The organism is Brevundimonas vesicularis, from assembly GCF_027105095.1.
GTDB classification, from domain to species: domain Bacteria; phylum Pseudomonadota; class Alphaproteobacteria; order Caulobacterales; family Caulobacteraceae; genus Brevundimonas; species Brevundimonas vesicularis_E.
Map to the genome: position 1 here is coordinate 334,626 of NZ_CP114278.1, position 14,356 is coordinate 348,981.

The 14,356-nt window shown below is 66.1% G+C and carries 17 protein-coding genes; 4 read left to right on the forward strand and 13 right to left on the reverse strand.

Annotation, left to right across the window (positions count from 1 at the left end; genetic code table 11):
• Positions 1-29: 29 nt before the first annotated feature.
• From O2K97_RS01660 to O2K97_RS01670, 3 genes are all read right to left on the reverse strand, one after another.
• Positions 30-320, reverse strand: a complete 291-nt coding sequence (locus O2K97_RS01660) for a DUF167 domain-containing protein (protein WP_269220192.1) — start codon at positions 318-320, stop codon at positions 30-32.
• Between the two features lie 76 nt (positions 321-396).
• The gene (locus O2K97_RS01665) at positions 397-1,326 is read right to left on the reverse strand and encodes an electron transfer flavoprotein subunit alpha/FixB family protein (protein WP_269220193.1); all 930 of its coding nucleotides are present in this window, start codon (positions 1,324-1,326) and stop codon (positions 397-399) included.
• Between the two features lies 1 nt (position 1,327).
• Positions 1,328-2,092, reverse strand: coding sequence for an electron transfer flavoprotein subunit beta/FixA family protein (locus O2K97_RS01670; RefSeq protein WP_017505433.1), 765 nt, complete (start codon positions 2,090-2,092; stop codon positions 1,328-1,330).
• A gap of 116 nt (positions 2,093-2,208) precedes the next feature.
• Between O2K97_RS01670 and O2K97_RS01675 the strand changes: the two genes are divergently transcribed.
• Positions 2,209-2,553, forward strand: coding sequence for a hypothetical protein (locus O2K97_RS01675; protein ID WP_017505432.1), 345 nt, complete (start codon positions 2,209-2,211; stop codon positions 2,551-2,553).
• 10 nt (positions 2,554-2,563) lie between these two features.
• Here O2K97_RS01675 and O2K97_RS01680 read toward each other — a convergent pair whose 3' ends face one another.
• Entirely contained in the window at positions 2,564-3,136 is a 573-nt protein-coding gene (locus O2K97_RS01680) for a cob(I)yrinic acid a,c-diamide adenosyltransferase (protein ID WP_269220194.1), read from the reverse strand.
• A gap of 2 nt (positions 3,137-3,138) precedes the next feature.
• A complete protein-coding gene (locus tag O2K97_RS01685) occupies positions 3,139-3,342 on the reverse strand; it encodes a twin transmembrane helix small protein (RefSeq protein WP_055755048.1) in 204 nt (67 codons plus the stop codon).
• A gap of 158 nt (positions 3,343-3,500) precedes the next feature.
• Between O2K97_RS01685 and O2K97_RS01690 the strand changes: the two genes are divergently transcribed.
• Entirely contained in the window at positions 3,501-4,655 is a 1,155-nt protein-coding gene (locus O2K97_RS01690) for a hypothetical protein (RefSeq protein ID WP_205682015.1), read from the forward strand.
• 7 nt (positions 4,656-4,662) lie between these two features.
• Here O2K97_RS01690 and polA read toward each other — a convergent pair whose 3' ends face one another.
• The 5 genes from polA to O2K97_RS01715 form a co-directional block, all read right to left on the reverse strand.
• Positions 4,663-7,575: a DNA polymerase I gene (gene polA, locus O2K97_RS01695; RefSeq protein ID WP_269220195.1), complete on the reverse strand. Its 2,913-nt coding sequence runs from the start codon at positions 7,573-7,575 to the stop codon at positions 4,663-4,665.
• A 37-nt stretch (positions 7,576-7,612) separates the two neighbouring features.
• Positions 7,613-8,230, reverse strand: a complete 618-nt coding sequence (locus O2K97_RS01700; RefSeq protein ID WP_137720427.1) for a DUF6655 family protein — start codon at positions 8,228-8,230, stop codon at positions 7,613-7,615.
• Entirely contained in the window at positions 8,230-8,670 is a 441-nt protein-coding gene (locus tag O2K97_RS01705) for a VOC family protein (RefSeq protein WP_017505426.1), read from the reverse strand. The genes O2K97_RS01700 and O2K97_RS01705 overlap by 1 nt, the downstream gene beginning before the upstream one ends.
• Before the next feature lie 81 nt (positions 8,671-8,751).
• The gene (locus O2K97_RS01710) at positions 8,752-8,991 is read right to left on the reverse strand and encodes a zinc-finger domain-containing protein (protein ID WP_017505425.1); all 240 of its coding nucleotides are present in this window, start codon (positions 8,989-8,991) and stop codon (positions 8,752-8,754) included.
• A gap of 56 nt (positions 8,992-9,047) precedes the next feature.
• The gene (locus O2K97_RS01715; RefSeq protein ID WP_269220196.1) at positions 9,048-9,332 is read right to left on the reverse strand and encodes a hypothetical protein; all 285 of its coding nucleotides are present in this window, start codon (positions 9,330-9,332) and stop codon (positions 9,048-9,050) included.
• A 185-nt stretch (positions 9,333-9,517) separates the two neighbouring features.
• Between O2K97_RS01715 and O2K97_RS01720 the strand changes: the two genes are divergently transcribed.
• A complete protein-coding gene (locus O2K97_RS01720) occupies positions 9,518-10,492 on the forward strand; it encodes an ABC transporter ATP-binding protein (RefSeq protein ID WP_055809533.1) in 975 nt (324 codons plus the stop codon).
• Here O2K97_RS01720 and O2K97_RS01725 read toward each other — a convergent pair.
• From O2K97_RS01725 to O2K97_RS01735, 3 genes are all read right to left on the reverse strand, one after another.
• Positions 10,489-11,370: an alpha/beta fold hydrolase gene (locus O2K97_RS01725; protein WP_269220197.1), complete on the reverse strand. Its 882-nt coding sequence runs from the start codon at positions 11,368-11,370 to the stop codon at positions 10,489-10,491. The genes O2K97_RS01720 and O2K97_RS01725 overlap by 4 nt on opposite strands.
• Positions 11,371-11,433: 63 nt before the next feature.
• Positions 11,434-11,943 carry a D-glycero-alpha-D-manno-heptose-1,7-bisphosphate 7-phosphatase gene (locus tag O2K97_RS01730; RefSeq protein WP_269220198.1) on the reverse strand — a complete coding sequence of 170 codons (510 nt, stop codon included), beginning with the start codon at positions 11,941-11,943 and terminating at the stop codon, positions 11,434-11,436.
• Positions 11,940-13,016, reverse strand: a complete 1,077-nt coding sequence (locus tag O2K97_RS01735) for an AGE family epimerase/isomerase (protein ID WP_269220199.1) — start codon at positions 13,014-13,016, stop codon at positions 11,940-11,942. Before O2K97_RS01735 ends, O2K97_RS01730 begins: the two co-directional genes overlap by 4 nt.
• Positions 13,017-13,191: 175 nt before the next feature.
• On the opposite strand from O2K97_RS01735, the gene O2K97_RS01740 reads away from it, so the two are divergent.
• Positions 13,192-14,355 carry a DegT/DnrJ/EryC1/StrS family aminotransferase gene (locus O2K97_RS01740; RefSeq protein ID WP_269220200.1) on the forward strand — a complete coding sequence of 388 codons (1,164 nt, stop codon included), beginning with the start codon at positions 13,192-13,194 and terminating at the stop codon, positions 14,353-14,355.
• Position 14,356 lies beyond the last annotated feature (1 nt).

The window sequence follows — 14,356 nt, forward strand, 5'->3', positions numbered from 1 at the left end:
GAACGCACCAATCGGCCGGATGGCTCTCCTCAATCGCCAGAAAGACCGTCGGCGAGGCGCAAACGCAGCTCTTCGTCATCCAGGCCCTGCACGACGAGCATCTTCGAGCGCGACTGTCCGCCGCGTCCCAGGCTGACCAACGACTTCGGGACGCCGAGACTTTTGGCCAGCAGTCGGATCAGGGCGTCATTGGCCTCTCCCTCGATCGGGCGAGCGCGGACGCGCACCTTGAGCACAGGTCGACCCTCGACGTCGCTCGTCCACCCATCGATGCGGTCGGCCGCAGCGCCGGGCTGCAGCCGTACAGGCAAGTTCGCCATACGGTCCTCTGCGGGCAAGAAAAAGGGCGCGGCTCCGATCGGCGCCGCGCCCTCTTCAGATCGATTCGACCTGGGCCTAGCCCAAGGCGGCCATCAGTTCCGGCACCACCGTCTTGTAGTCGCCGACCAGACCATAGTCCGCGACCTGGAAGATCGGGGCGTCCGCGTCCTTGTTGATGGCGACAATGGTCTTGGAATCCTTCATCCCGGCCAGGTGCTGAATCGCGCCCGAGATGCCGATGGCGATGTAGAGCGCCGGGGCGACCACCTTGCCGGTCTGACCGACCTGATAGTCGTTGGGCGCATAGCCGGCGTCGACCGCCGCGCGCGAAGCGCCGATGGCGGCGCCCAGCTTGTCGGCGAGCGGCTCCATCACGGCATGGAACTCTTCCGCCGAGCCCAGGGCGCGACCGCCCGAAACGATGATCTTGGCGGCGCCCAGCTCAGGCCGGTCCGACTTGACCATTTCCTCGGACACGAAGACCGTCTTGGGCGCATCGGCGCCGGCGACGCTCTCGACCGCAGCCGAACCGCCTTCGGCGGCGGCGGCGAAGGCGGTCGGGCGCACCGTGATCACCTTCTTGGCGTCGGCCGACTGGATCGTTTCCAGCGCATTGCCGGCATAGATGGGGCGCACGAAGGTATCGGCCGACACCACCTCGATGATGTCCGAAATCGGCGCCACGTCCAGCTTGGCGGCCAGACGCGGGGCGAAGTTCTTCCCGTCCGTGGTCGCCGGCGTCAGGATGGCGTCGTAGCTCCCGGCCAGCGGCAGGACGGTCGCCTCGACCGCCTCAGCCAGCATCTTGCCCAGACCGGCGCTATCGGCCAGCAGCACCTTGCGGACGCCCGCGATCTTGGCGGCGCTATCGGCGGCGGCCTGCGCCCCCTGCCCCAGAACCAGGACATCCACATCGGACGAGAGGCCCAGCGCGGCGGTCACGGTCTTGTGGGTGGTGTCGCGAACGGTCGAACCGTCGTGATCGGCGATGACGAGGACAGCCATATTACAGCGCTCCCGCAGACTTGAGCTTGGAAACCAGTTCGGCCGCATCGGCCACCTTGACGCCGGCCGACCGTTTGGGCGGCTCGGTGACCTTGATGACCTTCAGACGGTCGGCGACATCGACGCCGTAGTCGGCGACCGCCTTCATGGCGATCTCCTTCTTCTTGGCCTTCATGATGTTTGGCAGGGAGGCGTAGCGCGGCGTATTCAGCCGCAAATCCACCGTCACCACCGCCGGCAGTTCGGCGGCGATCGTCTGCAGGCCGCCATCGACCTCGCGCGTGACCGTGGCCTTGCCGGCATCGATCACCAGCTTGCCGGCGAAGGTCGCCTGGGGCCAGTCCAGCAGGGCGGCCAGCATCTGGCCCACTGCATTGTTGTCGCCGTCGATCGACTGTTTGCCCATCAGGACCAGGTCGGGCTTTTCTTCCTCGACCACCGCCTTCAGCAGCTTGGCGACCGCCAGCGGCTCAAGATCCGTGTCCGACTGGATCAGCAGCCCCCGATCCGCGCCCATGGCCAGCGCCGTGCGGATGGTTTCCTGCGCCTGGGTCACCCCGATGGAGACCACGACGATTTCCGTCGCGGTGCCGGCGGCATGGTGTTCCTTGCCTTCCTTCAGACGAACCGCCTCTTCGACGGCGATCTCGTCGAAGGGGTTCATGCTCATCTTGACGTTGGCCAGATCGACGCCCGACTGATCCGCCTTGACGCGGGCCTTGACGTTATAGTCGATCACCCGTTTGACGGGGACGAGTACCTTCATGGGTCTATCCGTGAAATCGCCTGAATGTGTGGGCAGGACATGGAGCGGTCGCGAAGGCCTGTCAACGTAACGTGGGGTCAAGCTGCGGCTTCGATCCCTATCCAACGGACCACGAGATGAAGCGTTTCCTGACCTTTCCCCGCCTGGCGATGATCTTCTTCGGCCTGTTCGGCATCACGGTCGTCGGGATTTTCGCCTTGCAGGACTACTGGGTCGCGCCCGGCAAACGCTGCGAGGCGGCGGGCAAATGGTACGACATGGAAAGCCGCATCTGCGCACAGCCTATCTCCATCGCCCAGATCACCGGCCGCCCCAATGGCGTGTCGCGCGCCGAGGCTTCGGCCGAGAAGAACCGCGAGCTGGTTCGGATCGAACAGGATCTCGCCGCCCAGGGCCGCGCCCGCGCCGCAGAGGCCGAGCGTCAGAAAGCCGCACTGGCGGCGGCGCGTCCCGCCGCCTGACCGGTTTCGCCTAGCGGGTCGCGCCGGGCTTCCATTTGATGTCGCTGGCGCCGTTGGCGTTGGCCCGTCGCGCGGCGACGAACAGATGGTCGGACAGGCGGTTCAGATATTTGACCGCCTCAACATTCACCGCCTCACCACTTTCGATCAGACGCACCGCCTCGCGTTCGGCCCGTCGGCAGACGGTGCGCGCGACATGCAAATGGGCCGACAGTGGAGCCCCGCCCGGCAGGATGAAGCTGTCGAGCGCTTTCAGGCTCTCGTTCATCCAGTCGATTTCCTGCTCCAGCCGCACAACCTGGCTGTCGACAATGCGCAAGGCCTCCCAGGCCGGCGGCGGGTCCAGAGGCGTGGCCAGATCGGCGCCCAGGTCGAACAGCTCATTCTGGATCCGGCCCAGCATGGCGTCGATCCGGTCGTTCTGGCCGCTGTTCAGCCGGGCGACCCCGATCACCGCGTTCAGCTCATCCACCGCGCCATAGGCCTCGACCCGGGCATCGCTCTTGGACACAGGCGCGCCAGACGCCAGCCGCGTGCGACCGTCATCGCCCGTGCGGGTGTAGATCTTGTTCAGCGTCACCATGATCAGGCCCCCTGCGTCGCCTTCCACATCATGCCGACGACCAGCAGGATGACGGCCACCGCCTGAAGCCCGACGCGCAGGCGCATCAGCTTGTTGGAATGGCTGCGCGCATAGTCCCCGCCCCGAAACAGCGAATAGAGGCCGAAGCCCAAGGTGATCGTCACGGCCAGGATCGCGAGGATGATCAGAATGTCGAAAATCTGCATGCCGCCGTTCTAGACCCGGATCGCCGTCACGCGCCAGCGCAGCGCATCGAACGTTCTGCTAGCGGGTTTGAGGCTCAACTGAACGGGCTTCATCAACCAAGGATATTTTTCTGATCCAGCTAAGCCATTTGGTGACGATTGCGGCTTAGGTTGGCGCCATGACTGATCGCGCCGTTCGCAACCTGGAGCTTTTGAGGGGCTCGGCTTCCACCGCTCGCGTGCTGAACCTGCTGCGCGTCTGGGAAGAGAATGGCGACAGCGCTTTCGACGGCGCCGTGCGCAACCCCGATTGGGCCGCGCGCCCGATCTTCCGCACGGCGGCTCTGAACCGCGCCCTCATCATCAAACATCGGCTGCGGCGAAACGAAACCGACCTGTTCAACGGCCGACGCCAGGTGGCCACCAAGGTGGTGATGCCGATCGACGATGCGGATTTGAAGACCGGCGGCCGATACGTCTTCGTTAATCAGATCGGCTTCGAGCGCGTCATGATGGAGGCGTTCGGCGTTCCCGCGAACCATCCCGACATCGAGACCCTGCGACTGATCGACAAACTTCCGTCGCTGGATCCGTTTCTTCTGCGAGAACAGCTTCGACGTGGCGGGTTGGATCCCGCGCCCTGCTACTTCTCCATCAGCGACAGCGATCTTCAGCGAATGCTGACCTTCGTGCGTAACGAAATCGAACCGCTTGTGACGCTGAGCTTTGGCGGCGACACCATCGCGGTAAACTCGGATTCGGCCGGGCGGATGGCGTCCAAGATCCTGTCGAACACGCCGGGCGATCAGCTGGACGCCCTGCGGCTGACCTTGCGTCTGGCTCCCGAGCAGTATCAGGAGGGCGTTTTCTGCTGGAAAGGCTTCCTCTATTACAAATGGACGCTCGCGGCCCTGCTGGGAGAGGTCGCCGCGGTCGCCGAGGCTGTGCGCACCATCAAGCCGGTCGGCAAGGTGGACCACGCCGCGAAGGAATACCTCACCCGAAGCCGCGATGTGCTGCGCGGTCGCATCATCAAGACGTGCGACGAAGTCAGCCGCACCCTGCGCATCTATGACGACGCCTACGCCAAACTGACCCAGGAAGGCCGCCCGATCGCCTTCCGCGACTTCCTGCTGGACGCCCCGTCCATGTTCTCCAAACTCGGCGACCAGCTGGGCGCCGTCCAGCACATCGTCAGCTATTGGCGCTTCCGTTTCGGCCCTTCGGCCGCTCCGGTGAACGTCGAGGAGTTGATGGACATCTTCATGGACTTCGAAACCGGCCTGCTGGGTCGCGGCGAAGTCCCCGATGACATCGGAATGATCGCCGCCTAGCCCGATCCTAGTGCGCGGCGTCCCAGTTCAACGCCGCGCGGGCGTCCACCACCAACGGCACCGACAACGCCACGGCAGGATCCGACGCGTTTTCCATCACGCGTTTGATGACGGCGATGGCGCGGTCGGCCTCGGCTTCGGGCGCTTCGAACACCAGTTCGTCGTGGACCTGAAGCAGCATGCGCGTGCTGAGGCCGGCTTCGGTCAGGGCGGCGGGCATGCGGATCATGGCGCGACGGATGATGTCGGCGGCCGCGCCCTGGATCGGGGCGTTGATGGCGGCGCGCTCGCCGAACTGGCGCTCGGCGCCGGACTTGGAGTGGATGGCCGGGATGTGGATTCGGCGGCCGAAGACGGTGGAGACGAAGCCCGTCTGGCGCACCTCGGCCTTGGTCTTGTCCATATAGGCGCGGATGCCCGGGAACCGTTCGAAATAGGTCTTGATATAGGCCCCCGCCTCGCCCTGATCGATGCCCAGCTGATTGGCCAGGCCGAAGGCCGAAATACCATAGACGATGCCGAAGTTGATCGCCTTGGCGCGACGGCGGGTCTCGGACGGCATGCCCTCGACCGGCACGCCGAACATCTCCGACGCCGTTGCGGCGTGAATATCGAGCCCCGCCTTGAAGGCGCGCTTCAGCTCTGGGATGTCGCCGATATGGGCCAAAAGGCGCAGCTCGATCTGGCTGTAGTCGGCGCTGATCAGGATATTGCCGGGTGCGGCGATGAAGGCCTGGCGGATCTCGCGGCCGGTCTCGGTGCGGATAGGAATGTTCTGCAGGTTTGGATCGCTGGACGCCAGACGGCCGGTGGTGGCGGCGGCCAGTTGATAGCTCGTGTGGACGCGATCAGTCTTGGGATCGGCGGCCGCGGTCAGGGCGTCGGTATAGGTGCCCTTCAGCTTCGACAGCTGGCGCCAGTCCAGGATCGCGCGCGGCAGATCGTGGCTGAGCGCCAGTTCCTCCAGCACGCTGGCGTCGGTGCCCCACTGACCCGAGGCGGTCTTCTTGCCGCCCGGCAGGTTCAGTTCGCCGAACAGGATCTCGCCGATCTGGCGCGGCGAGCCGATGTTGAAGGGGCGTCCGGCGATCTCATGGGCCTGGGCCTCCAGCTCGGCCATGCGAAGGCCGAACTCGCTGGACAGTCGCTTCAGCCGGTCGGGATCGATGCGAACGCCGTTCAGCTCCATGTCCGCCAGCACCGTCGGCATGCCGCGCTCCAGCGTCTCATAGACGGTGGACAGGCCCTCACGCGCCAGACGGGGTTTCAGAATCCGCCACAGCCGCAGGGTCACATCCGCATCCTCGGCGGCATATTCCGAGGCGGGTTTCAGCGCGACGTGCTTGAAGGATTTCTGGCTCTTGCCGGTCCCCGCCACGCTCTTGAACGGGATCGGCTCGTGGCCCAGGTGCAGGCGCGCCAGCTCGTCCATGCCGTGCCCGTGCAGTCCGCCCTCCAGCACATAGGAGATCAGCATCGTGTCGTCATAGGGCGCGACGCGGATGCCCCGACGCGCCATGACGGCGATGTCGTATTTGGCGTTCTGAAGCACCTTCAGGACTGACGGATCTTCCAGCAACACCTTCAGCTTGGCCAGGGTCGTGGGCTTGTCCAGCTGATGGAACGGCTCGGGCGCCTCTCCCGCTTCGCCAAAGAGACCGCCTTCGCCGGCCTGCGGCTCGTGCTCGTGCGTCAGGGGAATGTAGCAGGCCTCGTTCGGCCCCACCGCCAGCGACACGCCGCACAGGCCCGCGTGGGTCGCCGACAGCGTATCGGTCTCGGTGTCGAATCCGACGACGCCGACCTCGGTCGCGCGCGCGATCCAGCGATCCAGCGCCTCTTCGGTCTGGACGCATTCGTAGGCCGCGTGATCGAAGGTCTGGACCTCGGCCGGGCCTTCGACGACCTGGCCGTAGCGAGGGGTCGCGACGGGGGCGGTCAGGTTCGGCGCACGCTTGGGCGCGAAGGCGGAAACGTCGCTGGGCCCGGCCTTGCCGTCGCCGACGCGGCGCTGCAGCGAGCGGAACTCCATCGTCTCCAAGAAGGCCGACAGGATCGCGGGATCGGGATCACGCACAGCGAAATCGTCGATCGCCTCGGGCGCCGGCGCATCGCAGGTCAGGCGCACCAGCTCGCGCGACAGACGGATCTGATCGGCGAAGTCGATCAGGGTCTGGCGGCGCTTGGGCTGTTTGATCTCGCCGGCGTTGGCCAGCAGGGTGTCCAGATCGCCGTATTCGTCCAGCAGCTGCGCCGCCGTCTTCGGTCCGATGCCTGGCGCGCCGGGGACGTTGTCCACACTGTCGCCGATCAGGGCCTGCAGATCGACCATCTTCTCAGGGCCGACGCCGAACTTTTCGAACACCTCAGGCTCGGCCAGACGCCGGTCCTTCATCGGATCCCACATCACGACGCCGCCGCCGATCAGCTGCATCAGGTCCTTGTCCGACGAGACGATTACCGCCTCGCCGCCTGCATCGCGCGCCTTGCAGGCGTAGGTGGCGATCAGGTCGTCGGCCTCATAGCCGGGCAGTTCGACGCAATGCACCCCGAACGCCGCCGTCGCCTCGCGCACCAGCGGAAACTGCGGGACCAAATCCTCGGGCGGCGGCGGGCGATGGGCCTTGTACTGATCGTACAGGGTGTTGCGGAACGTCTTTTCCGAATGGTCGAAGATGGCCACCAGATGGGTCGGGCCATCGGCGCCCTTCATGTCCTTCAGCAGCTTCCACAACATGTTGCAGTAGCCCTGGACCGCGCCGACCGGCAGGCCGTCGGACTTGCGCGTCAGAGGCGGCAGGGCGTGATAGGCGCGAAAGATGTAGGCCGAGGCGTCGATCATCCACAGCCGCAGCGCAGGGCCGTCCTGCGTCATCGGGCGTTCGGTCTCTGGATTTTCGGGCGCAGTCGTCTCGGTCATCGCGAGAACATAGGGCTCCAACGCCCCCGCGTCAGCGTCAGAATTCGGTCCAGCTCGATCCGGGATCGCGTTGACCCGGCTGGGCCTGCTGCTGACCCCAGGACACGACCATGAAGGCCTTGTGGCTGCGGATGCGATAGGTGCCGATCATCGGCATGACGGCGCCCAGCGGCGCACCGGTCTTGGCTTCGTAGAGGAAGCCGGAAAACTCGGCGACCCCGACCCGGTCGCGGTGGCTGTAGACCGACAGTTCCGGCAGAGAGACGACGTTGAAGGTCTCGTTGATCGGGATCCGCATCTCGGGAATGCCGAAGACGCGCCGCATCTGCTCCAGCGACAGGGCGCCGGCGCGGATCTCGAACACGGCGTTCGCCTCGTCCTTGTTGCGGGCCAGGCTGAAACCGGCGTCCGAGATCGCGCCGCGTATCGCGCTGACGGCGTAGCGGGTGCCCTCGCCCTGGAAATAGGCGTCGTCGATGAAGACCGAAGCGCCCGTCGGCAGCGGCAGGACCAGCCCCTCGACCGCCCGGTCCGAGGCGCGCGCCAAGAGCAGCTGCTCCGTCGCCGTGCGGCCGGTGTTGCTTTCGGTGGTCGAGGCGCAGGCCGACAGCACGACCGCCGCAACCGTCAGCAGAGCCGCCGTCCGCGCCGTCATCACCAGGCGCCGACGTTCGGCATGGAGGCCCAGGGCTCGGCCGGCGCCAGCGGCGCGCCTTCCTGAAGCAGTTCGATGGAGATGCCATCGGGCGAGCGGACGAAGGCCATGTTGCCGTCGCGCGGCGGACGGTTGATCGTCACCCCGCCGTCCATCAGCTTCTGGCAGGCGGCGTAGATATCATCGACCTTATAGGCCAGATGACCGAAGTTGCGGCCGCCCTGGTACTCTTCCGGATCCCAGTTGAAGGTCAGCTCGACCTCGGGGCAGCGTTCCGCCGCCGACTGTTCCAGATTCTTGGGCGCGGCGAGAAACACAAGCGTGAACCGGCCCGCCTCGTTCTCGGTGCGGCGCACCTCCTGCAGACCCAGGAGATCGCAATAGAAGTGCAGCGAGGCGTCGATGTCCTTTACCCGGACCATGGTGTGCAGATAGCGCAAGGCTCGTCTCCGTCCGAACAGCGTGTCAGCCGTCTATAGACCCAACCGCCGCAACACCGCGACTGAACTGAGGTTACGGTCTCAGTGGGCCTCGGGCGCGCGGGCGGCGGGGCTCAGATATTCGTTCTCGTCGTGGGCCTGGGCCGACAGGACGAAACGCCGGTCGCAATAGCCGCACTCGATGAAGTCGTCCTCGCCCATGTCCATATAGACCAGCGGATGGCCCAGGGCCCCGCCGCCGCCGTCGCAGGCCACGCGTTTGGTCGAGACGACGATCTCTTCGGGCGGCGGGATGATGGCGTCGGAATGGCGGGGAGGCATGGTCCGGTCCGGGTCTGAAAGGCTTGCGCGCTTCCTAGGCGGCGCAGGCCTGAAGGTCAAACCTCGGCGGTCCGGCGACCCAGCAGCCGGTTCAGCATCGCCTTGCGCTTCTTGAACAGCGTCAGGCCCAGACAGGCCGCGCCGACCCACAGACCGATCTCGCCGATCAGCAGCAGGGCGGCGCCGGCGATGGCGGCATGTGTCATCTCGATCTGATCGGTCTTGCCCGCCAGCAGCGCCAGTCCTCCACCGATGTAGCCAATCGCGCAGACCGCCATGGCGACGAAGCCGATCAGGCGGGTGCGGGTCAGAGGCGTCTTGACTTTTTGAACGGGGGTCATGGCGGTCTCCATCAAGTTCAGTTGTCTTTATGACAAGCAAGCTAGACACGCAAAATGCTCAAGTCAAGCACCATTGACACATGGATAAGCCTGCTTGTCTGATGCTGTCGGCAAGACAGGTTGGCGATTGCGATCCCTCGCCCTACCTATGCCGCTCGCCGTCCCGTCCGAGTGAATAGCCGACCATGTCAGAGACCCCCGCCCTGCCCGACAACGCCATCGAGGTGCGGGGACTGAAGAAGACCTATGCCGGCTCCAAGAAGGCCGCCCCCAAGACGGCCCTGCGCGGCGTCGATCTGGTCATTCCGCGCGGCTCGGTCTTCGGCCTGCTCGGCCCGAACGGGGCGGGCAAGTCGACCCTGATCAACATCCTGGCGGGGGTGGTGAAGAAGTCCGAAGGCTCGGTGACCATCTGGGGCCGCGACATCGACAAGGAGCCGCGCGACGCCGCCGCCGCTCTGGGCGTCGTGCCGCAGGAGATCGTCGCCGACGTCTTCTTCACCCCGCGCGAATCGCTGGAGGTACAGGCGGGCTTTTACGGCGTACCGAAGGACGAGCGCCGGTCCGACGAACTTCTGGCCGCGCTGGGCCTGTCGGACAAGGCCAACGCCTATGTCCGCGCCCTGTCCGGCGGCATGAAGCGCCGCCTGATGGTGGCCAAGGCCTTGGTCCACAATCCGCCCATCCTGATCCTGGACGAGCCGACGGCCGGCGTGGACGTCGAACTGCGTCGCCAGCTGTGGGCCTATGTCCGCCGCATCAACGAGGAGGGGGTGACCATCGTCCTGACCACCCACTATCTCGAAGAAGCGCAGGAGCTTTGCGACACCATCGCCATCGTCAACCGGGGCGAGGTGGTGGCCTGCGAACCGACGCCGCAGCTTCTGCGCCGTCTGGACAGCCGCAATGTCGTCGTGACCCCGGAAACGCCCCAGGCGACGCCGCCGGTGCTGGCCGGCTTCGAGGTTACGCCCCGTCCGGGCGGCGCCTTCGCGGTCGCCTACAAGAAGGGGCAGTCGTCGGTCGAGCAGGTCATCAACGCCGTGCGCGCCGCCGGCGTCACCATCGCCGACATCACCACCGAAGATCCGGACTTGGAGGACGTCTTCCTGGCCCTGACCTACGGCGATGCGTCGCGGGTTGATCCGACAAGGGACTAATCGATCTCGGCCAGGAATTCGAAGATCGCCGCCTTGGCCTCGGCCTCGTCCAACATGGGCGCGTGGCCGATGCCGGGAACCTCGACATAGGCCATGGTCGGGGCCGCCTTTTTCATCCGCGCGGCGATGTCGGCGCTCAGCAGATCCGAGGCAGCGCCCCGCACCAGCAGCGTGGGCTTCTTCTTCGCCAGCCGCCGGAACATCGGCCACAGGTTCGGGACCAGCGCCTTGGCCCCCGCCGCTCGGATCGGCACGGCGATGTCGGGATCGTAGTCCAGCGCGATCTCACCGTCCGGCTGCTGGCGGAAAATGCGCCGCGCGAAGGCGTCCCAGTCCGCATCCATATAGTGCGGGAACGCCACCGCATTGATCCGCTTCGCATAGGCCGCCGCATCGGCCCAGGAGCCGATCTCCACCGGCTGACCGCTGTAGGCGGCGATGCGCGCCAGACCTTCCGGCGCCACCTCCGGGCCGATGTCGTTCAGGATCGCCGCGACAACCGCCTTCGGCCGCATCGCCGTCAGCGCCATGGTGATCAACCCGCCCATCGAGGTGCCGAGGAAGACCGCTCTATCGATCCCGGCCTGCTCCATCAGGGCCAGAACGTCGCGCGCATAGACATCGGGCATATAGGTCATGGGGTCGAGCGCACGGTCCGAAAGGCCGCGCCCGCGCACATCCACCGCCAGCACCCGCCGCCCGCTCTGGGCCAGAAGCGGCGCGATGGCCTCGAAATCGGCGCTGTTGCGGGTCAGGCCATGAATGGCGATCACCGGCGGCCGCGCGACGCCGGGACCGGGCGCGTAATCCCGCGCAAAGAGCGTGAGACCATCCGGCGAGGTCCAGCGGCGTTCAACGAATGGATAGGGCGCGCTCATTGGCGATGTCCTCCGATTTTGGATCAGAGTAATTCACCAGGCGAGGAAATGCGACGGCCGGTCTTAGAGACCGACCACATCGCGCACGAAGGCATCCAGATCGCCGCCTTCGAAAAGGTAGCCCGCCACCCCGGCCCGCTCTCCGGCCTGCAGATCCCGCTTCTGATCGCCGATGATGAAGGACCGCGCCGGGTCCAGATCGTGCTCTTCGATGGCGCGCAGCAACATGCCCGGATTGGGTTTGCGATCAGGGTGGTCCGGATGGCGATAGCGCGCCTCGATCGCCTCGGGATGGAAGGGCGCGGAATAGACGGCGTCGATGATCGCCCCCTCTTCGGCCAACCGCGCGACCAGCAGATCATTGAAGGCGTTCATCGTCTCTTCGCTGAACAAGCCCCGCGCCACGCCCGACTGGTTCGTCACGATCACGGTCGGATACCCGGCCTGGTTTAACCGCCGCACCGCCGCCGCCGCTCCCGGGATCAGCGTCAGATGCTCCGGACGATGCGGATAACCGCTGTCCTCGATCAGCACCCCGTCCCGATCCAGAAAGGCGGCGGGCCGGCCGGTCATGCATCGCTCCGAAGCAGTTCAGAAAAGGCGGTCATCAGGTGATAGAGGCTGGACGCCGGCGCCGCCGCATCGTGAGAGCGGCCTTCGGCGTCGTAGCTGTCCACCCATAGGCCCGGGACAGCGGTGGCCAGATGCGTGTCGAACACGGCGTGGATCAAGCCTGAAACGCCGGTGTCGCCAAAACTCAACCCTGTGCGGATGGCCTCGGTCTGAGCCCAAAGACGCCGTCCGCCATCCAGCGTCTCTCCCGTCGGGCCGATCTCGCGGATGGCGAATCCGTCGCGATACCCCTGCGCCGCCGCCCGACGATGCAGCGCCGTGGCCAGATCTGAATCGTCCCCGCTCTGTTTCAGCAGCCAGGCCCATTCTTCGAGGTGGCCCGGCTCGATCACATGACCGGTCACAGGATCGGCGGACCAGTCCTCGGTGAAATATTCGCGGATCGCGCCGCCGATCAGGAAGTGATGTTTGCACAGGTCCAGCGACGCCCGCGCCGCCGTCTCGAACGCGGGATCAGGCGCAATCGCCTGCCAGGCCAGCATGGCCTCCAGCATATGCATGTGGGGATTTTGACGCCGCGGCAGGCGCGGCGGCAGGGCCTCCTCCCATCCCCCATGCGGAGACGCCATCAACCGATCGATTGCAGCCAGCGTCTCAAGCGCCAGAGGCCGCGCTCGCGCATCACCCAGGACGCGATGCGCCGCCGCGAGCGCGAACAGGACGAAGGCCAGATCATAGAGATCAGGCGTCTCATCGACCACCACGCCGTCGTCATCGGTTGCCGAGACCCAAAGGCCGTCGTCACGCCGACGACTTGATATCAGTTGATCCAGCCCGGCCTTGGCCACCGCACGGCCCTGCGCCCATCCCAAGGCGGCCGCTTCGCAGAACACATAGATCTGACGCGCCTGAACCCGCGTGCGACGACGAAGGCCGGTCACCGGCCGGCCGTCGAAATCCAGCTGCTCGAAGAACCGCCCCTGCGCGTCGACGCCCCGCTCGGCCCACAGCGGCAGGGTATGGTCGAACAGCCAGTTCGAGACCCTGGTCCGGGCGGCGGAAAGCGTCGTCATGGCGCTGGCTTAAGGCGCAAGCCGACGGGCGCCAAGACCTGTGTGCGGTAGCAAAGGGCAACGCGATGTGACGCCGCGCGATTTGGCCCCCGCGCCCGATCTTGCTAGGACGACCCGACATTCGCGGCCCGCCTGTCCGGCCGCCGCCCCCGATCCCCCGTGGAGAGCGTCCCCCATGATCCCCTTCATCGACCTTCAGGCCCAGCGCCAGCGCCTCGGCGGCAAGATCGAGGCCGCCGTTCAGGAGGCCGTCGTCGGCGGCGCCTGGGTCATGGGTCCGCAGGTCCGCCAGTTCGAGGCCGACCTCGCCGCCTTCGGTCAGGCCAAGCACGCCTTGGGCTGCGGCAACGGCACCGACGCCCTGATCCTGCCGTTGATCGCCTGGGGCGTCCGGACCGGCGACGCCGTCTTCTGCCCCAGCTTCACCTTCACGGCCACGGCCGAGGTTGTGCCGTGGTTGGGCGCCTCGCCCGTATTCGTGGACGTCGACGCCCACACCTACAATATGGACCCGGTCAAGCTCGAGGCGGCCATCGAAGCGGTCAAGGCCGAGGGTCGCCTGACGCCCAAGGTGGTCATCGCCGTCGATCTGTTCGGTCAGCCCGCCGACTATCCCGCCATCCGCGCCATCTGCGACCGCCACGGGTTGAAGCTGATCTCGGATTCGGCGCAAGGTTTCGGATGCACCCTGGACGGCGACCATCCGCTGAAGTGGGCCGATGTCACCACGACTAGCTTCTTTCCGGCCAAGCCCCTGGGCTGCTACGGCGACGGCGGGGCGGTGCTGACCGACGATGACGACCTGGCGCAGGAAATGGATTCCCTTCGCGTGCACGGCAAGGTCGTCGCCAAGGACCTGGAGGCCGGCGCCGCCGCCTTCGCCCACGACCCCAAATATCTGGCCATGCGCATCGGCATGAACAGCCGGCTGGACACCATCCAGGCCGCCATCCTGATCGAGAAGCTGAAGGTCTTCGGTCAGGAAATCGAATGGCGCAACCGGATCGCCGCCCGTTACAACGAACGCCTCGCGCCCCATGTCTCGGCCGTGCCCCACGTCATCGACGGCAGCGTCTCCATCTGGGCGCAGTACACGATCGAGCATGAGGATCGCGACGGTCTGGCCGCGCACCTGAAGGATCACGGCGTGCCCACCGCCGTCTATTATCCGGTGCCCATGCACATGCAGCCGGCCTATCAGCGCTTCCCGCAGGGCGCAGGCGGCCTGCCCGTCACCGAACGGCTGAGGAACCGGGTCCTCAGCCTGCCGATGCACGCCGATCTGGACGAGGCGACCCAGGACAAGGTCGTCGCCGCCGTCGCCAACTACAAGGGCTAAG